Source organism: Indibacter alkaliphilus LW1 (assembly GCF_000295935.2).
Classification (GTDB): Bacteria; Bacteroidota; Bacteroidia; order Cytophagales; family Cyclobacteriaceae; genus Indibacter; species Indibacter alkaliphilus.
The window spans coordinates 164242-184299 of record NZ_ALWO02000031.1; the positions used below are offsets into that span (position 1 = coordinate 164242).

Here is a 20058-nt window from a genome sequence, read left to right on the forward strand (position 1 = left end):
AGCTCCACCTTGAAACTGCTATTACCTTCAACTCTGTTAGTTTTTTTAACAGTTCTTTTAGGCATATCCTATGCTAAAGCGAATATTAAGCCTTCTTTAATAGAGGCTGAAAACAATACTGAAATGACCTTCAATGATCCGGAACTTGTAGGCCCGGAAAGGCTCTGTATTGTTTTTGGAGCTGTTATCGCAGAATTTTCTGCTGGTGGAATAGCAGCTTCTGACAGATATGAATGGAGTGTGATCAACCCCTCGGGTAATGAGTATTTTACAGCCAGCGGAAGAGGGGAAAATTACGAAACAATACCTGTCAGGTTTACAGATTTAGGTCCTCATACAGTGACAGTGAGCGTAAGCAGGTCAGGAGCTGTGATCTATTCTGAAAGCAGGACAGTAGAAGTTGTACAAGGTCCGGAATTAATTTTACGTCCTGACTATTTACTTTGTGGGGACGAACCCACTACTATCAGTGCAATTCCTACATCGACTCCTGGGTTTGCTCAATACACCTTTGAATGGAGAAATGCAGCTGACCAAATTGTAGGAAATAGTAATGAATTGACTGTTACTGAAGAAGGGCCATACTTCATTTCTTTGTTTTTTACCAATTCAGGCGGGGGACAGGATTGCCTGATTACAGGAAGTACTTTTGTAGGTCCACCTGATGATTTTACACTAAGCATCCAACAGCCAGATGCATGCGAAGGAGAGTTTGTAGCAGTGACTGCAGATACACCTTTGAGAGGGGACTGGTCAGCACTGAAACAGGGAGAAAGCCAACGTATCAACTTGGGGAATTCATTTTCTTTGAATATAGATACAGAAAATGACCTGGAAGGACCAGGAGATTATACCCTGTTTTTTAGCGTAGCCAATCCTCAAAACCCAGGCTGTACTTCGGAGAAATCCATAGCTTTCTCCATCAATGAAGGGCCATTGTACAGTCCTCAAAATATAATCTCAGCCTCAGATTGTGATGTCAATAATGGTAGCTTTGAAATTTTGACAGAGAGTGTTTTAGATGAATTGAAAATCATTGAATTGGGGTTTGAGGGGTTTAATTTTGCAGAAGGAGAGGTGATTTCATTTTCAAATGTCCCATCAGGGATTTATACGGTAGAAACAAATACCAATGGCTGTTTCAGAACTGGAATTGTGATTGTGCCCAGTTTGGGTCCGGAGGCAAGTGATGTTTTTGAGGTAACTGCTGTAGGTGAAACTTGCGATTCTCTGGGTACAAATGACGGCCAGTTGGTGGTCACTTTTGTCAATGGAGTTGTTCAGGGAGATTATAGGGTTGTAACTGGAAATGGTGGTGTAGTAAAAGAGGAACCTGTTCCAAATCAAAATCAGTTTGTAATAGATGATCTTCCGGGAGATTTTTATGCTTTTGAAATCATCGATTCCAACGGTTGTGTCATTCCTTGGGATGCAGTGCTGGATGTGTCCAAAAAGAATCTTGTCACTTTCTCAGTGCCTAGCCGGATTAATGTTTGTGAATCTTTTGACTTGGAGCCTACCACAAATGAAGATCTTGAATTCGAGCTTTTTAGAGGAACAGAATCACTAGGAACAAGGGATGCCGGCGAGGCATTTCAACTTACAGAAGCAGGAGATTACAGCATTGTAGGAAGGGAAAAAACATCAAATCCAGAAAACTGCCCTAGAAGGACAAATTTTAGAGTTGATGTTTCCTCCGAAATCCAATTCGACGTAGCACTTACCCAGGAAGACTGCTTTGGAAACAAACTTTATGTAGCGGAATTGTTTGGTAGAGACCCTGAGTCAGTCATCATCCGCTGGAGGAATGGAGATGGAGAAATTGTGGGGAGGGGAGAGAATTGGATCCCAACAGCTTTTGACACCTTTTTTCTGGAGGTGCAGCCAAGAGGAAGTGGATTCTGTGCAGTAGATCCCTTGGAATTTGTTGTGGAGGAACCTGTATTCTCCATTGATATTGATCTTCAAGTAGATCCTTTTTGTATAGATTCTCCATTTACCGTTTTAGCTTTAGAATCGGATCAGCGGAATTTGATTGCTGATATCCAATGGATATTCCTTGACCAGGATGGCAATGAGACCATTCTTACACAATTTGACGGTCTTGATGTCATTACAGTTGAAGAAGAAGGGACTTACGAGGTGCTGGTTTTTAACGCTCTGGGTTGTGAGCTGGCCAATGATGTCGTTTTGATATTGAGAAGCTTGGATGACAGACGCCCAAGTATCAATGAATTTTATTCAGTCTGTGCGGATATCAATTTAGGTGAAACTATATCCCCCGGTGAATTTGAGTCTTATGAATGGTTGTTGGAAGGAAACTTGGTTTCAACTGACTCTGTTTACAAACCTCAGTTGGCAGGTGCATATACTTTAATTGTTACCAACTCAGAAGGCTGTAGCTTTGAAGAGAGTTTTGAAGCTTTTGAAGATTGTGAGTTTCAATATGTATTCCCCACTGGGATGATCTTAGATAATCCTGAAAAGCTTTTTGAGATTTATGTGAATGATGCTGTAGAAAGTGCTCAGGTTTGGATACACAATAGACAGGGTCAGTTGATTTTTTTCTGTGAAGACTTCAATGTTCAGACAAGAGTTCCATTTTGTCAATGGGATGGGACCTTTGGTGGAGCGAATGTTCCGATAGGAACTTATACTGTTACCTTAAGATACAACAGTGATAGGTTTGGGGTTCAAGAAAAGGTCAGCAGAAACTTGGTAGTATTGAATTGATATTCACATTGAAAATATTGCGTTGGTAAAATTCTGAGTGCATTTTTTAAAGAAAGAAAAAGGCAGTCTGTATTATTTTTCATATTTTCCGAATGATTTTATTAAATCACCTCAATCTTTGTAATCAATAACCTTTTAAACCCAATCAACATGAACGAAAATATCAACAAATCAGCCTTGTTTAATGCAAGCTGTTTTGCACTGATCACAACAGCATTTACCTTCGCCATCAGGGCAGGCATACTTCCGGAGCTGGGAGTGAAGTTTGACCTTAATGCAGAACAACTAGGTTTTATCAATTCCATGTGGTTCCTAGGATTTCCTATTTCTATGATTTTAGGAGGGCTTTTTTACCATAAAATCGGCCCAAAACTGATTATGCAAATAGCTTTTGTTGCCCATACTCTGGGGATCATTATGACGATTTATGCAGGAGGATATACAAGTTTACTGATATCAACCTTATTTATAGGTTTTGGGAATGGCTGTACTGAGGCTGCCTGTAACCCTATGATTGCAGATATGTACTCAGGTTTGACCATGAATAAAATGCTGAATAGATTTCATATGTGGTTCCCCGGTGGGATAGTCTTAGGAAGTTTGATTTCAAAATTTATGACTGACTTTGGCTTTGGATGGCAGGCTCAAATGTGGGTTTTAATGATCCCTACTGTGATTTATGCAGTTCTGTTTTTTGGAAAAGCATTTCCAAAACCTACAGTCGAGGGTGTTACCTCTATTTCTAGTAATGTCAAAGCTTTGTTCTCCCCTGTATTTATCTTTCTATTCTTTTGCATGGCGTTAACAGCAATTTCAGAATTTGGACCACAACAATGGGCAAATATCGTGCTGAGCAGCACTGGTGCCAGCGGTATGTTGATTCTTGCTTTAACTACAGGTGTAATGGCAGTTGGAAGGTTCTTCGCAGGTCCAGTTGTGAAAACCTTGGGACAAACAGGAGTTTTACTTGGAGGAGCTATTTTCGCTACAATAGGTATTTATATGTTTAGCGTTGTAACAGGACCTGCTGCTTATTTGGCTGCCATCGTATTCGCTATCGGCGTTTGTTATTTCTGGCCAGTAATGGTAGGAGCCGTGGCACAAAGAGTGCCTTTAAGCGGTGCCTTGGGAATGTCTATCATAGGTGGTGTGGGAATGTTCTCCACTGCTATTTTCCAGCCTATTATCGGAAGATGGATAGATGTATCAAGGGCAAACAAAATGGCTGAAGGCCTAACAGGTGATGCTTTGGAATTGGCAGCTGGTCAGGCGACTCTTCTGAGAATGGTATCCTTTCCGGGGATTCTAGTCGTGCTGTTTATTATTTTCTTTATTTGGCAAAAGAATACTAAATCCACCGCAGCGGTGCCCACTGCACATTGATAATAAAAAAAAGGGGTAACGTTTAGTTGCCCCTTTTTTTATTTTTAAAATCTTTAGAGTCCTAATTTCTTTTTACATAACTCCAGTACCCTCTTCAAGGCTTACCAAATGAAAATCAGGGGACTTTCCAAAGTTCTGATTGAACCCTTTTTGGATTTCCTTCTTAAACAAAGCTACCTGATCTTCCTGAACAATATTGATGGTACAACCTCCGAAGCCCCCACCCATCATTCTGCTTCCCAAAACAAAATCCATGGTTTTGGTCTGGTCTACCAACCAGTCCAATTCTGCGCAGGAAACTTCATATAACTCTGAAAGCCCTTGGTGCGAAGCATACATAGCTTCTCCAAAACCTTTTAAATCATTTTTTTCCAAAAGAGCTGAGGCTTTTAAGACACGTGCATTTTCCTCAATTACATACTTGCACCGGTTATAGACGGTGGGACTGATTTGGGTACTGATTTGTTCTAAATCAGAAAGGTCCATATCTCTTAAAGCATCGACTTTTTTGGGTAAATGTTGGGCCCTGACTACACCCTCCCTGCATTCATTTCTTCTTTGGTTATAAGCCGAGTCAGCGAGAGAATGTTTTACCTTGGAGTCAACCAAGAGGATACAATGATTTTCAAGTTTAAAAGGGAAGTGAGCATACTCTAAAGTCCTGCAATCCAGTCTGATGGTATGGTCCTTTTTACCCATGACTGAAGCAAATTGATCCATTATCCCACATTGTACGCCAGCAAAAACGTGTTCAGCTTTTTGAGCGTAATGAACTAATGAAAGTTTGGAAACTTCAAAGCCAAAAGCTTTAGCAATGGCAAAACCTGTAGCTGCCTCAAGTGCCGCTGATGAAGAGAGACCAGCACCTACAGGAATATCACCCCCAAATACCATATCAAAACCTTTTACAGGAAATCCAGCTTGAATCAATTGTGCGGTCACCCCCATAATATAGGTTGACCAATGTCCTGTTTTAGGCCCAAAGCTCCTGGTGTCGAAAGCAAACTCTTCCTCAAAATCCAATGAAAAAATTCTGGCCTGTGTACCGCTGTTTTTGGCTATGGCGACTACCATCTTTTTATTGATAGCAGCAGGCATGACGAAGCCTTCATTATAATCCGTATGTTCTCCGATAAGATTGATTCTTCCCGGTGAGTAGACCAACACAGGCTCTTTGTCAAAAAGCTTTCGAAATGTATTTATAAGCAGTTCTTTCATGAGATGGTTTCAAAAATAAAAGAAGTGCTTGATTCAAATTTCTGGTCTTTTTCCAATACAATGCTTGGAAAATGGGCATGATTATGACTGTCAGGAAAATGTTGGCATTCAAGGCAAATGGCAGCTCTTTTTCCAAATGCAATGTCATTCTTGCCTTTAAATGAGCCATTCAGGTAATTACCCGTGTAAACCTGCAAACCTGGTGATGTGGTGTATAATTTAAGTATTCTTCCACTCTTTGGGTCCGATAAAATAGCAGACTCATTTTCTCCATTCAACACAAAACAATGGTCAATTCCACCAGCAAGTGAAATTTGTGGATCTCCGGAGAGCAAGGCTTTTCTCAATACCTTCTTCTTTCTAAAATCAAAGACTGTCCCATCAACAGGTTTCAATTCACCGGTAGGAAGACTTTTTTCATTCATGGGAAGAAATTTGTCGGCCTGTACTTGAAAAAGATTTTCTTCGATGTCTTGGTTAAAATCTCCGGAAAGGTTGACGTAAAAGTGATTGGTAGGATTCAATACTGTTTTGGTATCCGTACTTCCTTTGTAATTGATGCTTAACTTTCCGGTAAAATCCAATTTGTAAGTGACCTCAATTGCTACAGCGCCTGGGTAGTTTTCTTCTCCATCAGGACTATGATAAGTAAATTTTACTGAAACTGAAGTCTCATTTTCTTCTGTTTCAAAACGCCATACTTTTTTATCCCAACCTTCTATTCCTCCATGAAGATGTGTGTCGCCCTGATTTAAAGGAAGCAGGTATGTTTTTCCGTCTAAGCTAAAACTATTGTCGGTCGCTCTGCCGGCAACCCTCCCCACTGTCGATCCAATATAACAATAGTTGTCAAGGTAATCCTTATGAAAAAAACCATCCAAAGATTCAAAACCTAAGAGCACATCATCCATTTTTCCATTTCTATCAGGAATAAAAAGATTGGTCCAAGTAGCACCGAGGTTTATTACAGAAAGAGAAATTTTTTCTGGAAGTGACAAAGTGACTAATGTGATTTCCTCTCCTTTTGGGCTTTTGCCAAAAGGTTTGCTGCTTATGGTGGGTTTCATAGGTTAAATAGGATTTTGTATTAGGCAGTAGTTGACTTTTGGGAAGAGTTTCTTTCTACCAAGGTAGTCAGTAGTATAAAGGATTGGGGATCATCAGGTACGATTTCATCCAATTGATCTAGCAGGTGATTGGCGGCAAGCTGGCCCATTTCATAACCTGGTTGTGAAATGGTCGTCAGAGATGGTTCTACAACCGCAGAAGTGGGATTGTTTGTAAATCCTGCCAAAGCAATATCCTGAGGGATTTTGATGCCATTTTCTTTCAAAACAATCATAACGTCTATGGCCAGAGGGTCAATCATAGCAAATATCGCATCAGGCCTATCACCCTCTGCCAACATTTCCATGGTTACTTTTCTGTTCATTTCCTCCGTCAGGTCTGTAACGTAGACTCTGCTCTCTGTTTCCGGAATTCCAAACTCCTGAAGGGCTTCAAGGTATCCTTCTTTTCTTTTTTTGCTGATGTATAGGTCAGTAGGGCCGGAGAAATAAGCGATTTTTCTACAACCTTGCTGTAACAAATGATTGACAGCCAGGTATGCTCCATGTGCATCATCCACCGTTACTTTCGAAACGGGGATTTCTTCCGTTACCCTGTCAAACATGATAAATGGAATTTCTCTGTCATACAATTCCTGCAGATGCTCATAAGATTTGGTTTCTCTACTTAGAGAGATCAAAAGACCATCTACTTGTGAAGATACCAATGTTTTTAGGTTGGCTTTCTCTTGTTCAAAGGATTCATTGGATTGGCAGATCATGATATTGTATCCTCTTTTATAGGCAGTATCCTGAATTCCGCTGATATTACTGGAGAAAAAGTGTGAAGTGAGTTCTGGGACTATGACACCGAGAACTTTACTTCGGCTGATTCTTAGACTTTGCGCCAGCAAGTTGTATTGGTAATTCATACTTGTGGCCATTTCTACAATTCTCTTTTTGGTGTCCGGATGAAGTTCCGGAGAATCTTTTAATGCACGGGATACAGTAGAAACAGATACGCCAAGCTTTTTGGCTATTTCTTTCATGGTAACCTGATGGCCCTTTTTCATCTTTATTGTGGTTTAGGTAAACTTATTCCTGATAGATGGTGAAAAGCACTGTTTGCCCTACAGCTTTCAGTGGCCTTTTGTCAATAAGTTCCATATTATCAGCATGGGTGTGGTGATAGTGTCCAAATCCAAAGTCCGGAGAAAACTCAACGATATTGATCATAGGAATGCCTGCATTTCTATTGACAAATACATGGTCATCTATGATCTCCGGTGAATCCCTCATGACGAAGAAGTCTGAATATCCCAATTCTGAAGCATAATTCCACACTTTATTGACAATGTTTTTGCCATATTGCCTGGAATACCCTTCTCTGTAGAATCTTGCTCCTTTGGCTCCGACCAAATCCACCAATATTCCAAAGTAAGCTGAATAACCGTTTTGATGGGGCGTTTTTGACCAATGCTGTGATCCCAAACACCACCAGATTTGGTTGTTATTTCTGATTTGTGCGTTTTCAGGTTCTCCGTCATCTTCTCCATCAAAAAGAATAATGTCAATGCCTACTTCTGGTTGATTATCATAAGTGGCAATAATTCTGGCTACTTCCAGAAGAACTCCCACGCCTGAACCCCCATCATTAGCACCGTCTATAGGTTCATCAATTCTTTCGGTATCCTTATCTGCAATCCTTCTTGTATCCCAATGGGCAGCCAGTAGGATTCTCTTGGAAGCTTCCGGTTTATAAGAAGCTATGATATTGCTCAAGTCCCAATTCAACCCATCATAAGTAGTCGCTTGGAAATCCTGCGTCTGCACTTGGAGACCGAACTCTTCAAACTTCCTGATGAGCCAAGCTCTTGTGTCTCTATGTCCCTGTGTATTGGGGACCCTGGGTCCAAAATCCACCTGTTTTTGGATATAGGCATAAGCAGAGTCCGCCGAAAATTCCGGGACTTCTCTGTAGACTATGGTTTCTTGTGTGGAATCTGATGCTTTGTCAGTTCCACAAGACCAAAGAATAACAAGGCCTAAAAGAAATACGCTTATTCTACTCTTCATATGCCCAGTCAATTTTATCTTTCATATCTTTTACCACTATGCCTATTTCTTTCAACTTGGCTCTGATTTCGTCTACCTTATCATAGTTGCGAGCAGTTTTGGCTTCTCCATAGATGTTGAGCAAAGCATCCAATAAAGCACTTTGATGATCTGTTTTCTCTTCTTTCAGTCCAAGAATTTCAGTTACAAAACCAGAGAATGTGCCAATGAGTTGTCGGAAAGTGTCTTCTCCAAACTGTGCGGGATGCAACTGTCCGGTATAGATGGAGTTGATTTTCTTCAACAAGTTGAAAAGGTGGCCAATGGCCTGCGCCGTATTAAAGTCATCATCCATGGCTTTATAGGCTGACTGAATACTGTTTTCTACTTGTTTGACCTGATTTTCATCCAAAGAAACGGAATCATCATTGTCGTATTGTAACAGCTGGGAAATCCGCAGACCATTTATAATCTTCTTATATCCCTTTTGAGCCGCCTTCAAAGCTTCATTGGAAAAATCCAAAGTAGAGCGGTAATGTGCCGTAAGTATAAAGTACCTGATAGTCATAGGACTATAGGCTTGCTCCAAAAGCTGATGCTGACCCATGAAAAGTTCTTGAAGTGTGATAAAGTTGCCCAACGATTTCCCCATCTTCTGACCATTGATGGTAATCATGTTATTGTGCATCCAATATTTTGCTGGGTCCTGATGGTTGCAGGCATTGCCCTGAGCAATTTCACATTCATGGTGAGGGAACATCAAGTCCATTCCGCCTCCATGGATATCGAAATGTTTCCCCAAATATTTGGAAGACATTGCAGTACATTCCAAATGCCAGCCCGGAAATCCAATTCCCCAAGGGGAAGACCATTTCATAAGGTGTTCAGGAGCTGCGCTTTTCCATAAAGCGAAATCAGCAGCATTCCTTTTTTCGCCTTGGCCATCTAATTCCCTGCTCCCGCTCATCAAATCCTCCAACACTCTCCCTGACAATTTACCATATTTATAAGTCTCATTGTATTTGAGCACATCAAAATATACTGAACCATTTACCTCGTATGCGAGACCTTCATCCAAAATAGATTGTACCAGTTCAATTTGTTCGGGAATATGCCCGGTAGCTCTTGGCTCAATATTTGGCTTATTGGTATTGAGGAGATCCATGTCTCTGTGGTAAGAGTCTGTGTACTGTTGCGCAACTTCCATGGGTTCTAGCTGTTCAAGCTTTGCCTTTTTGGCAATTTTATCTTCGCCTTCATCTGCATCCCCTGTCAAGTGTCCAACGTCTGTAATGTTTCGTACATATCTTACTTTGTAACCTAAGTGACCCAAATACCTGTAAACTGTATCAAATGTAACCGCAGGTCTTGCGTGGCCTAGGTGAGCGTCTCCATATACGGTGGGACCGCAAACATACATCCCTACAAATGGAGGGTTGAGGGGTTCAAACAATTCTTTTTTCCTGCTAAGGGTATTGTGTATTTTGAGTTGGTGTTGTTTCATTTTTCTGAGGTAGACCTGACAGCTGTAAAATATTGTAGAGATTACTTCTTTCTAAACTGCAAAATAGCGGATAGAATTCGTTAAATAAAAAAAATGTCTGAGGATGGGCCATATAAAGGGATGTGGAATTAAATTCTGGTCCAAACTTAGAATTGATTCTTGAACAATATAAGGATCGATGCTTTTGACTTAGAAGAAGTTTTCCCTCTTGATAAAATATCGTTTAGACAATACTACCGGTTGAATTTAAACTTTCCAAAAGTTTGCATAAAAGTGAAAGCGGTCACAATTGACAAAATTGAACTTTGGAAAAGTTTTCCTATCTAAATGAGATTGCTTCTTGATATCTAATTCTTGCTTTTAATAATGCTTAATTTTTGGTAAGTTGAAGCAATTGAAATTACAAAAGACTCATAGTTTTTATCTATTGGTTTTTGATTTCAATAAATATTACCTTAAGGTTTTCAAAGAATAAATTCACAAATAACAATAAACTAAAAACTCAATATGTCAGACAAAGATTTAAATCCCAACGGACCAAGAAGCTACGCAGTAAACAGTGGCGGGAATGGAATGAGCGGAGATATCAGCAAATGTCCATTTCATAATGGTGAGATGAAACAAGTGGCAGGGGGAGGCCCAAGCAATAAGGAATGGTGGCCAAATCAGCTTAAGCTGAATATTCTAAGGCAGCATTCCAGTAAGTCAAATCCAATGGATCCGGATTTCAATTATGCCGAAGCATTCAAGTCGCTGGACTTGGGAGAAGTAAAAGCTGAAATAGAAAAAGCGTTGACGACTTCACAGGAATGGTGGCCTGCGGATTATGGGCATTACGGTCCTTTTATTATCAGGATGGCTTGGCACAGTGCCGGAACGTACCGAGTGACTGACGGAAGAGGCGGTGGAGGTACCGGTACACAAAGGTTTGCTCCCTTAAATAGCTGGCCTGATAATGCCAATCTGGATAAAGCAAGACTGCTTTTATGGCCTGTCAAAGAGAAGTATGGTAATAAACTTTCCTGGGCTGACCTGATGATATTAGCAGGTAATGTTGCACTTGAGTCTATGGGGCTTAAAACATATGGTTTTGGCGGTGGCCGGGAAGATGTTTGGGAACCTGAGGAAGATGTATATTGGGGATCTGAGACAGAATGGCTTGGGGATAAGAGGTATACAAATGACAGACAGTTGGAAAATCCCCTAGGAGCTGTTCAGATGGGGCTGATTTATGTCAATCCGGAAGGGCCCAACGGCAAACCTGATCCCTTGGCAGCAGCTAAAGACATCCGTGAAACATTCGGAAGAATGGCCATGAATGATTATGAAACAGTAGCCTTAATTGCAGGTGGTCATACCTTCGGAAAAACACATGGTGCAGCCGATCCTGGAAAATATGTGGGTAGAGAGCCCGCTGGCGCAAGCATTGAAGAAATGAGTATGGGTTGGAAGAATACTTTTGGAAAAGGGCATTCTGAAGACACGATTACCTCAGGTTTGGAAGGTGCCTGGACCACGACCCCAACCCAGTGGAGTAATAATTATTTCGAAAACCTTTTTGGGTTTGAATGGGAACTTTACAAAAGTCCCGCAGGAGCTCATCAGTGGAGGCCAAAGGATGGCGGGGGAGAAGGCACAGTGCCTGATGCTCACGATCCAAATAGAAAACATGCGCCGTTTATGCTAACGACCGATATTGCTTTGAGGGTAGATCCTGAATATGAAAAAGTATCGAGACATTTTTATGAAAACCCGGAGGAGTTTGCAGATGCATTTGCAAAAGCCTGGTTCAAGTTAGTGCATAGGGACATGGGACCTAAGACTTTGTATTTGGGACCAGAAGTTCCCGAAGAAGATTTGATCTGGCAAGACCCAATTCCTGCTGTAAATCATGAACTGGTAGACGCAAGCGATATTGCGGGTTTGAAGCAGAATATTCTGGCTTCTGGCCTGTCTGTTTCAGAACTTACTTTAACAGCATGGGCATCGGCTTCTACCTACAGAAATTCGGATAAACGCGGTGGAGCAAATGGAGCCCATATCCGTTTGGACCCTGCCAAAAACTGGGAAGCCAATAACCCGGAGCTTTTGGGGAGAGTGCTGGGTAAATTGAGCAGCATTCAGGAAGAATTCAACAGTACTTCCGGAGGAAATAAAAAGGTTTCTATAGCCGACCTAATTGTATTGGGTGGATGTGCCGCGGTAGAGAAAGCAGCAAAAGATGCTGGATTTGATATTGAAGTGCCATTTACACCTGGTAGAATGGATGCTTCCCAAGAGCAGACCGAAGTAGATTCCTGGGAATTCCTTAGACCAAGAGCAGATGGGTTCCGCAATTATATAATGGATAATTGTCCAATTAAAGCTGAAGATTTGTTGGTAGACAAAGCCCAGTTGATGACCTTGACAGCTCCTGAAATGACTGTCTTGGTAGGTGGCATGAGAGCCTTAGGAGCCAATTTTGATGGCTCGAAGCACGGAGTGTTTACCAAAACGCCAGGCAAACTTACCAATGATTTCTTTGTCAATCTTCTGGACCTCAACACTACTTGGAGAGCAACCAATGATTCTAACAATGTCTTTATGGGAAGCGATCGAAAAACCGGTGAACCTAAGTGGACGGGAACTAGAGTAGATTTGATCTTTGGATCCAATTCTGAGCTTAGAGCAATTGCTGAAGTCTATGGAACTTCTGACTCAAAAGAGAAATTTGTCAGGGATTTTGTAGCTGCTTGGGACAAAGTGATGAACTTGGATAGGTTTGACTTGAAATAAGGTGAATTTTGAATAAATAAGAAAAAAGTGGTTCTCTGTAGGGAGCCACTTTTTTTGCTTAGAAGGTAGATTTCAAAATGATTCAGACCTACTTTTCTAAATGAAAGGGTAAAGTTAAATCAGCCATATTTTGTGTGGCCAAACAGCTTTAATTTTCACTATTTGTGAAACTGGCCCGCTAGGTGTTTCTAGACATTTTCTGCTCTGACAAAGTAGACTTAGGAGTGATTTGAAAAACCTTCTGTTAAGGGTCTTTGGCAATTATCAATCCTTTTTCATATGACGATAATTGAATTAAATTTTTGACAGGGCTTGGTCAAAATCAGCAATGATGTCCTCGATGTTCTCAATCCCCACAGCACAACGGATCAAGCTTTCAGGGATTCCTAGTGCTTTTCTTTCTTCCTCAGTAGCCTCTACATGACTTGTGACTTTGGGAGGGCCGATCAAGGTTCCCACTGAACCCAAACTTGCTGCCAGATGGGCCAACTCCAAACTGTTCAGGAACAGTTTTACATTTTCAAAATCGCCTACCAATGAAAATGAAAGTACACCTCCAAACCCCGTCATCTGTTTTTTGGCAATTTCATGACTAGGATGTGATTTTAAACCTGGGTAAAAGACCGAATCTATTTTTGGATGACCTTCCAGATACTCTCCTAATTTCATGGCATTCTCATTTTGACGCAATACCCTCAATTCCAATGTTTTTATACCTCTTAAAAGCATATATGCGGAGTTGGCATGGAGTGTTGCTCCATTGATTTCCCGGTAATGAAAAATTTGGTCTATCAGAGTTTTTTTACCGCACACTAGGCCACCCATAGCGTCAGAATGCCCTCCTAAATATTTTGTGGCACTATGCAAAACTAAATCAGCCCCCAAAGACAAGGGCTGTTGGTTGATGGGGGTGGCAAATGTATTATCCACGACTACAGTGGCACCAACCTCATGGGCTACGCTTATCAACCTTTTTAAATCCAAAACCTTTAAGGTAGGGTTTGTGGGTGTCTCCAGGTAGAGTACTTTACAGCCTTTCCTGACTTCAGCCTCAATTCCATCATGGTCAGTGGTTTCACAAAGGCTTACTTCAATGCCTTTTTTGGGCAAAAACTCGAGAAAAATAATACTTGTACCACCATAAGTGTCCTTGATTGAAACTACCCTGTCGCCTTGATTCAACAAAGTATATAAGGTATTGCTGATGCCGGCCATGCCAGTTGAAAAACTTGTAGCCGCTTCAGCATTTTCAAGTACTCTTACTTTTTCTTCGAAAACCGCAACTGTAGGGTTGGTGTTCCTGCTATAAATATGTCCTTCCTTTTTGCCTACAGCGACATCAAACCAGTCATCCACATTCTTATAACCAAAGGTTACACTGTTAACAATAGGTACTTGGGTAGCACCATAATAAAATAGGTCGTTTTGACCTGCCCAAACAGCTTTTGTTCCATTTTGTTTGTTCTGTAAATTCTTGTTTTTCATCTGTTTGTTATTGGTTTTAAAGTCAATTGGTAAGTGCAGAACAATCTTCCTATTAAGATTGAGGTGCGCTTCCGGATTGATTTTGTGAGCTCACAATTTCAATTACAATCTTCCCTTTATGTTTACCCTCACCGAAATATTGAATCAAGTCAGGAATTTTTTCAAACCCATAGGGTCCTTCAACAAGAGGTTTAAGCTTTCCCTTTTCCACAAGCTTGGAAATCCGTTCTAAACCTATATTGGGTTTGAGAGAGAGGACTCGCAGCCTTTTCTTTGTAAAAATTGATATCAGCGAACCTATCAATAATATTTCAAACATTCTGTATATAGAACCTCCAATTGTTATATAGCTACCATTTCTTTTAAGGGATTTTGCATACTTGAAGACTGATCTGTTTGATTTTGTGTCAAGGATGAGGTCATATTTTTCTTTTTGCTGGGTAAAGTCAACATTTGTATAATCCATTACATGATCGAAGCCCAGAGACTTCATCAAGTCCAGTTTTTCTGTACTGTCAACTCCGCTGGCTTTAACCTTATAGGATTTGAGGATTTGAATGCCCAAAGTACCAACACCTCCTCCGGCACCATTGATGAGGACATGTTGCCCCGGTTTCACCTTTCCCATTTCTACAAGTCCCTGGAGAGCAAGTATGCCAGCATGGGGCAGGGCAGAGGCATCATTATGGTTTATGTTATGAGGCTTTTTATACAAAGTTTTTTCAGGTACGCAAACATATTCCGCGAATGCGCCCAATCCACTTTCTGATAAGTCACAATAGACCTCATCACCTATTTTAAAGGAATTTACTCCGGGCCCTAGGGCTTCTACTTTACCTGAAATGTCCACTCCTGGAATTTTTATCTTGGGCTTGATAAGACCAAAAAACATGCGGATCAGAAATGGTTTACCCCTGACCAAACCCCAATCCCAATCATTGATGGAGGTTGAGTGAATTCTTACCAGGGCTTCTTGAGCATTGGGAATTGGCTTAGGAACCTCTCCGATTTCAAGAACATCCGGTAATCCGTATTTTTTTAACAAAATAGCCTTCATAGATTCTTATCGTCTTAGCCAAGACTTTGGATTGTTCTGGCCAGACTGATAAATTACTATTTCACCTGTTTGCTTCATGAGCTAAACTTTGATTGCTGGCCTTCAATATACTTAATTTTGGCCTTTTTGAGTTCTTGAATCTCTTCATATTCCAAGTTTAATCCTAGGTAGGTAGAAGAGAGATCAATTCGGTCATGAAAAAAGTAGGGTTCGGATTAAATAATCTACGGATAAACTTAAATTTAACAGACTAGCAATAGAAGCAATTGTTATAAGGAAAATAAAACCGCCATACATCAGCCTAGATGAATTGACCATCAAATCGATTCCTTTTGATGGGAAAAAAATTTTGCTTTAAATACAGGGTGCTTCATTTGGTTCTCAGAATTGCCCATAACGGTCAAGGCTAAGAGCAGGCGGGCATTAAAACCAGATTCACTGTACACCACGACCATGGTTTATTAAAGATAATCACTTTCAATTTAGCACTTTCTGCCCGCTTGCTCTTAGGTGATGTGTGTGCCTTGAATGGTGAATATAGGTCAAAAAGATGACTGTTCCAACGGGTGAAAGTCCCTTAAGCGCGGGGATAATCCCGAGGACTCGGGACAGGCTGTCCCGAAGCCAAGCAAGTGGCAAGTCCCGTACGTACGGGATGAAGTAAGCCAGACTGCGGCGTCTGTACTGATGAACAAGAACTGCATACAGAGGCTATTAGGTCGGATGAGGTGACACAGCACACCAAAGTCCAAACCTTCCGCTAGGGAGGAAGTACCGAAATAGTAGATATGGCAGAGGACAAATCGAGAGATTTGGGTCAGGTATGTGGGGAGCCACAAGGATATTCATCCGCCTGAGGCGGAGAGGTCTCTGGGTGTCGTGAACACCTAAGAGAAGTCAGCCGAGGTCATAGTAACTACCGGTAACGAGCTGTAAGAGCTACAGAGGTCTCACTGGGCAGCGAAGGACTGAACATTGGATTACGTCCAAATTCGATAAGGAGCAACTTTTGGGGCAGCCTTATCTTAAGCAGGACTGAGCGTTTAAAAATCTTCCTGTGGAAGATTTTAGCGAGGGGCCAGGTTGCGGGAAGGGTTAACAGATTAAGCTATGATAGAAAAAGTACTTAACCGTAAGAACCTCTACAAAGCCTATCGACAGGTAGTGCAGAACAAGGGTTCGGCAGGGGTGGACGGCATGAAGGTCACCGAACTGTTTTCCTATCTGGAAAGCAACAGGGATAATATTGCCATATCCATCCTGAACCATACGTATGTACCCAAACCTATCAAAGGGGTCGAAATACCCAAGAGCAACGGAAAGACAAGACTGCTTGGAGTTCCCACAGTAGTGGACAGATGGCTCCAACAGGCAGTAAGCCAAGTGCTGATGACCAAGTACGAACTTACGTTCGAGGAACACAGCTATGGCTTCCGTCCCGAAAAGAACATCCATAAGGCGGTAACACAGGCCCTGAAAAGCATCAATGATGGCCATCAGGATATTGTGGACATCGACCTTAAAGGATTTCCCGAATCTTCGGGATTGACCATTCGGTTCTACTTCAATTGATCTACCAACGGGTAAAATGCCCGACAACTCTAAGGCTCATCCGAAAATGGCTCCGTGCACCAATCCAGATCAACGGAAAACTGCACAGGCGTAGAAAAGGAGTACCACAGGGATCTCCCATCAGTCCGCTTTTATCCAACATCCTTTTGGATTTACTGGATAAGGAACTGGAACGAAGAAACCTGAAATACGTCCGATATGCGGATGATTTCAGCATCTACACCAAGTCAAAGAAGGAAGCCAGAAAAGTGGGTAACGAGATTTACCTTTTTCTAAAGGAAAAACTCAGACTTCCCATCAACAGGGAGAAAAGCGGTATCCGAAGACCGTCCAACTTTGAAATGCTGGGTCATGCATTTGTACCCACATACCAGAAAGGGGTTAAAGGAGGGCTGAGCGAGAAGAAATGATCCCTTAGGATCATTTTAGCGAAGAGCCGGGCTGTGGGTGGTATTGGTAGTGAAGAAAAACAGCTGGGACTCTCTGAAACGAAAGCTCAAGCAGATTGCCAAGAAAACCAAACCGTACAGCTTCGCTGAACGGCTCGAAAAGCTCAAAGAGGTCTGGATGGGATGGGTAAACAATTACCGCCTAGCCAGTATCTTAGCAAAGCTGAAATCACTCGACGAGTGGCTAAGAAACCGACTTCGATACTGTATCTGGTCCCGTACGTACGGGAGAAAAAACCTGAGCGGAAACGTAAAAACCTGATCAGATTAGGTGTGGACAAAGACCATGCATACGCATGGAAGGACTCAGCGTGAAGAAAACTTCCTGTGGAAGTTTTTAGCTGAGGGCCAGGCTGTAGGGGAGGTAGGAAAGGGGGATGGGCTGTTGCCCAGAGTCCGATTCTGATCACTACGATAACTTTGTCACGCCTAAGAAGAAAAGGTTATGAATCGATGCTTTCCTACTACCTCAAAACGCAACCTACAATCCAGTGAACCGCTCCCGCAGGTGCGGGAAGACCCGTACGTACGGTGGTGTGAGTGGTGCTCCGCAGGCTTATGGCCTGCGGCCATCCACTCGATTGTGGTGTCGTGATTATTTATTCTTGTGAAATGAATTCAGCCCAAGAAACTATTTTTGTCTTCTCTATCTTCCCTAATACTAATAAGTCAGAATCTCCTGTTACTAAAAAATCTGCTTTACCATCAACCGAAAGACTCAATAAGAAATTATCTTTTGGATCCCTGCATTCATTGATTTTTGATTCCACCTGTATTAATTCTCCAAAAGTTTCAATTTGGGTCAGAAGTGTTTTGATATCTGATTTTTTAAAAAATCTTTTGAATTTGGCCCTTTCTGAAACCTCTAAGAACTCTTCAAGCAATTCTTGCGAAAAAATCAGTGTTACTGCCCCAGATTCAAGAAGGACATCCAATTCCTTTTGTCTTTTGGAGATCAAAAAACTTATCCACAGATTAGTATCTAGAATTACCCTTCTATTTTTCATACCGGGCTTTGCGAACTGCTTCAACCTCTTTAGTAATTTCTTCTAAACTTGGGGCTTCATCTGACTTACTCCTGAATTTCTTCAATACTTCAGAAAAAGCATTCTCAGATTTGTCTTTCTTAATCCTTATCAAATCCAAATTTGCCAAATCTTTCAAAAGGGCTTTGGCCTTAGGATTCAATATATCAACTCTAATAGTTTCCATATTTTTAGTCTTTCTTAAAGATACGAATTTTTTAAATCGGTGATCATTTTATCATGCACCACAACGGCTGAGTGTATGTGCCGTAAGGGATTGCGGAGTACTTACCTGTCCACCTACACGAAATTTTGAGCGGGCTACAATGCTTGAATACCCACTGAAACCCTTATGGCATATACACTTTGTTACCTGCTGTGTTTCATTGTTTTATGCAATTTGATAAGAAGTCTTCATAATTTTTTAAATTACGAATAACTTGTTCCTTGTCTAATATACTATCGTCTTCTCCAAGCCAATTTTTGCGAGAAACCACGCCTACTGTCATATAAGTTCCGCTTCCAAATCTTGAAGGTTTTTCTATTTCCGACAATTTTTCAGTCTTAATATGCTTTAATAAAATTGAAAACCATTCATTTCTTACAGAACTGTGATTCTCATATACTTCCCCTATTTTAAAACACAAATTACCCTGCTCTATTTGCAAATAAACATAGTAATCTCTCCAATTTAAAAAGTGCCACCATAAACCTAAAAATCCGCCAGAAGGATTGGCAACATACTGCCAGTCTGATACTTTAAGATTGCTGTCTAAAAATTGATAAAACCCTTGCCAACTATACCAATTCCATTTATTTAACGGTAAAGTTTCAAATGAATTTATTGAACTTTCAAGTTGATTAAGATTTTCAACAAATTCATTGTAGATATCATTAGAAACTACATTTTTTGTAAAAAAAGTAATTAATTCTTTCCTGTCAATTATTTGAAATCCTTTGTTTGTAATCTTGTCAAGTGCTGTCTTTGATTCTACCCCAGTTTTTAAATAGATACAAACTAGTTTGTAATTATTTTTCTCGCACCAGTCAGTAGCCGTTTTTTTATACTTTTCAAGTTGATTAGAATGTTCACCCGTAAATGTTTTATCTTCGATAATGATAAGATATTCATTGTTTATTTCAGCCCAGATGTCAATTTTTTTCCATTGTCGCCCTGCAACAACTTTCATTATTTCAACATTTTCGATATTTTGTTTTGATAAAAGGAGTTTAATGAAGTTTTGAGCACTATTAAATAATCCACTATTATGTCTTTCATTTTCTGGAGCACCCCATTGCAATAACCAAGTAAAGAAGCCGTCTTGCGACAGCTCCTTTGTGGCTATTCTAAAAATATTTGGTTTCATTTCACTTATGCCCATCTTTTGCTTACTTCCTTTAGTTTACTGTCTCTGGTATAAATCATTTTATTCTTTAAAAAATTAACTGTTCGTCCTGCAACATTTTTATAATCTCCAAGACTACTTTCCCAATCTTTCGCAATTTCTTTTAATTTTTCGTCACGGGTATAATACATTTTGTTTTTAAGAAAAACTATAAACTCTGAACTAAAACCCATTAATTCACCAACACTACTTTCCCAGTCCTTAGAAATTTCTTTTCCCTTTTCGTCAAGGACATAATACATTTTGTTCTTTAAAATTACATCTGAAATCATAACATTTAGTTTTAACATTATTGCTTACTCTGTTCGGTTTTCAGCTTCCCCGTTTATTGGATTTGCAACAAAAAACTG

General features: G+C 40.7%; 17 protein-coding genes. 6 read left to right on the forward strand and 11 right to left on the reverse strand.

The features are described 5' to 3' along the window. The first annotated feature begins 123 nt into the window (after positions 1-123). Positions 124-2733, forward strand: a complete 2610-nt coding sequence (locus tag A33Q_RS22175; RefSeq protein ID WP_016254997.1) for a hypothetical protein — start codon at positions 124-126, stop codon at positions 2731-2733. Positions 2734-2883: 150 nt separating this feature from the next. Further along, the gene (locus tag A33Q_RS09020) at positions 2884-4116 is read left to right on the forward strand and encodes an MFS transporter (RefSeq protein WP_009034603.1); all 1233 of its coding nucleotides are present in this window, start codon (positions 2884-2886) and stop codon (positions 4114-4116) included. 72 nt (positions 4117-4188) lie between these two features. Here A33Q_RS09020 and galK read toward each other — a convergent pair whose 3' ends face one another. The 5 genes from galK to cysS are packed head-to-tail and all read right to left on the reverse strand — an operon-like array spanning position 4189 to position 9939. After that, positions 4189-5334, reverse strand: coding sequence for a galactokinase (gene galK, locus A33Q_RS09025; protein WP_009034604.1), 1146 nt, complete (start codon positions 5332-5334; stop codon positions 4189-4191). Beyond that, positions 5331-6401 (reverse strand): aldose epimerase family protein, encoded by a 1071-nt coding sequence (locus A33Q_RS09030; RefSeq protein ID WP_009034605.1) that lies wholly within the window; start codon positions 6399-6401, stop codon positions 5331-5333. Before A33Q_RS09030 ends, galK begins: the two co-directional genes overlap by 4 nt. Positions 6402-6421: 20 nt before the next feature. Beyond that, complete coding sequence (locus A33Q_RS09035; RefSeq protein WP_009034606.1) at positions 6422-7453, reverse strand: LacI family DNA-binding transcriptional regulator; 1032 nt, start codon at positions 7451-7453, stop codon at positions 6422-6424. Positions 7454-7475: 22 nt separating this feature from the next. Beyond that, the gene (locus tag A33Q_RS09040; RefSeq protein WP_009034607.1) at positions 7476-8456 is read right to left on the reverse strand and encodes a M28 family peptidase; all 981 of its coding nucleotides are present in this window, start codon (positions 8454-8456) and stop codon (positions 7476-7478) included. Then, on the reverse strand, positions 8446-9939 hold the full coding sequence (cysS, locus tag A33Q_RS09045; RefSeq protein WP_009034608.1) for a cysteine--tRNA ligase: 1494 nt from the start codon (positions 9937-9939) through the stop codon (positions 8446-8448). The genes A33Q_RS09040 and cysS overlap by 11 nt, the downstream gene beginning before the upstream one ends. Positions 9940-10446: 507 nt before the next feature. Here cysS and katG point away from each other — a divergent pair. Beyond that, positions 10447-12714 (forward strand): catalase/peroxidase HPI, encoded by a 2268-nt coding sequence (katG, locus tag A33Q_RS09050; protein WP_016254998.1) that lies wholly within the window; start codon positions 10447-10449, stop codon positions 12712-12714. Positions 12715-13008: 294 nt separating this feature from the next. Here the strand turns inward: katG and A33Q_RS09055 are convergent, their stop codons facing one another. Together A33Q_RS09055 and A33Q_RS09060 are read right to left on the reverse strand one after the other, a co-directional pair. Beyond that, positions 13009-14199: a cystathionine gamma-synthase family protein gene (locus A33Q_RS09055; RefSeq protein ID WP_009034610.1), complete on the reverse strand. Its 1191-nt coding sequence runs from the start codon at positions 14197-14199 to the stop codon at positions 13009-13011. A gap of 52 nt (positions 14200-14251) precedes the next feature. Further along, positions 14252-15256 carry an NAD(P)-dependent alcohol dehydrogenase gene (locus tag A33Q_RS09060; RefSeq protein WP_009034611.1) on the reverse strand — a complete coding sequence of 335 codons (1005 nt, stop codon included), beginning with the start codon at positions 15254-15256 and terminating at the stop codon, positions 14252-14254. A gap of 1110 nt (positions 15257-16366) precedes the next feature. On the opposite strand from A33Q_RS09060, the gene A33Q_RS22480 reads away from it, so the two are divergent. From A33Q_RS22480 to A33Q_RS22400, 3 genes are read left to right on the forward strand one after another with little or no spacing between them, the layout of a single operon-like run. Then, positions 16367-16828 carry a reverse transcriptase domain-containing protein gene (locus A33Q_RS22480; RefSeq protein WP_009034612.1) on the forward strand — a complete coding sequence of 154 codons (462 nt, stop codon included), beginning with the start codon at positions 16367-16369 and terminating at the stop codon, positions 16826-16828. Next, positions 16825-17238, forward strand: a complete 414-nt coding sequence (locus A33Q_RS22485) for a reverse transcriptase domain-containing protein (protein WP_262489359.1) — start codon at positions 16825-16827, stop codon at positions 17236-17238. Before A33Q_RS22480 ends, A33Q_RS22485 begins: the two co-directional genes overlap by 4 nt. A 49-nt stretch (positions 17239-17287) precedes the next feature. After that, on the forward strand, positions 17288-17539 hold the full coding sequence (locus A33Q_RS22400) for a group II intron maturase-specific domain-containing protein (RefSeq protein WP_235062786.1): 252 nt from the start codon (positions 17288-17290) through the stop codon (positions 17537-17539). Between the two features lie 337 nt (positions 17540-17876). On the opposite strand, the gene A33Q_RS09070 is transcribed toward A33Q_RS22400, so the two are convergent. From A33Q_RS09070 to A33Q_RS09085, 4 genes are all read right to left on the reverse strand, one after another. Next, a complete protein-coding gene (locus tag A33Q_RS09070; RefSeq protein ID WP_009034613.1) occupies positions 17877-18284 on the reverse strand; it encodes a putative toxin-antitoxin system toxin component, PIN family in 408 nt (135 codons plus the stop codon). Beyond that, positions 18274-18489: a hypothetical protein gene (locus A33Q_RS09075; protein ID WP_009034614.1), complete on the reverse strand. Its 216-nt coding sequence runs from the start codon at positions 18487-18489 to the stop codon at positions 18274-18276. Before A33Q_RS09075 ends, A33Q_RS09070 begins: the two co-directional genes overlap by 11 nt. Positions 18490-18685: 196 nt before the next feature. Further along, on the reverse strand, positions 18686-19684 hold the full coding sequence (locus A33Q_RS09080; protein ID WP_009034615.1) for a PD-(D/E)XK nuclease family protein: 999 nt from the start codon (positions 19682-19684) through the stop codon (positions 18686-18688). After that, the gene (locus tag A33Q_RS09085; RefSeq protein WP_016255002.1) at positions 19675-19980 is read right to left on the reverse strand and encodes a hypothetical protein; all 306 of its coding nucleotides are present in this window, start codon (positions 19978-19980) and stop codon (positions 19675-19677) included. The genes A33Q_RS09080 and A33Q_RS09085 overlap by 10 nt, the downstream gene beginning before the upstream one ends. Positions 19981-20058: the final 78 nt, after the last annotated feature.

Bases quoted from the DNA above. Each gene is read 5' to 3' on its own strand.
- A33Q_RS09085 (WP_016255002.1), bottom strand. From the start codon at position 19,980: ATGATTTCAGATGTAATTTTAAAGAACAAAATGTATTATGTCCTTGAC.
- A33Q_RS09060 (WP_009034611.1), bottom strand. From the start codon at position 15,256: ATGAAGGCTATTTTGTTAAAAAAATACGGATTACCGGATGTTCTTGAA.
- galK (WP_009034604.1), bottom strand. From the start codon at position 5,334: ATGAAAGAACTGCTTATAAATACATTTCGAAAGCTTTTTGACAAAGAG.
- A33Q_RS09040 (WP_009034607.1), bottom strand. From the start codon at position 8,456: ATGAAGAGTAGAATAAGCGTATTTCTTTTAGGCCTTGTTATTCTTTGG.
- A33Q_RS09070 (WP_009034613.1), bottom strand. From the start codon at position 18,284: ATGAAAAATAGAAGGGTAATTCTAGATACTAATCTGTGGATAAGTTTT.
- A33Q_RS09030 (WP_009034605.1), bottom strand. From the start codon at position 6,401: ATGAAACCCACCATAAGCAGCAAACCTTTTGGCAAAAGCCCAAAAGGA.
- A33Q_RS09080 (WP_009034615.1), bottom strand. From the start codon at position 19,684: ATGGGCATAAGTGAAATGAAACCAAATATTTTTAGAATAGCCACAAAG.
- A33Q_RS09020 (WP_009034603.1), top strand. From the start codon at position 2,884: ATGAACGAAAATATCAACAAATCAGCCTTGTTTAATGCAAGCTGTTTT.
- A33Q_RS09075 (WP_009034614.1), bottom strand. From the start codon at position 18,489: ATGGAAACTATTAGAGTTGATATATTGAATCCTAAGGCCAAAGCCCTT.
- A33Q_RS09055 (WP_009034610.1), bottom strand. From the start codon at position 14,199: ATGAAAAACAAGAATTTACAGAACAAACAAAATGGAACAAAAGCTGTT.
- A33Q_RS09035 (WP_009034606.1), bottom strand. From the start codon at position 7,453: ATGAAAAAGGGCCATCAGGTTACCATGAAAGAAATAGCCAAAAAGCTT.
- katG (WP_016254998.1), top strand. From the start codon at position 10,447: ATGTCAGACAAAGATTTAAATCCCAACGGACCAAGAAGCTACGCAGTA.
- cysS (WP_009034608.1), bottom strand. From the start codon at position 9,939: ATGAAACAACACCAACTCAAAATACACAATACCCTTAGCAGGAAAAAA.
- A33Q_RS22480 (WP_009034612.1), top strand. From the start codon at position 16,367: ATGATAGAAAAAGTACTTAACCGTAAGAACCTCTACAAAGCCTATCGA.
- A33Q_RS22175 (WP_016254997.1), top strand. From the start codon at position 124: ATGACCTTCAATGATCCGGAACTTGTAGGCCCGGAAAGGCTCTGTATT.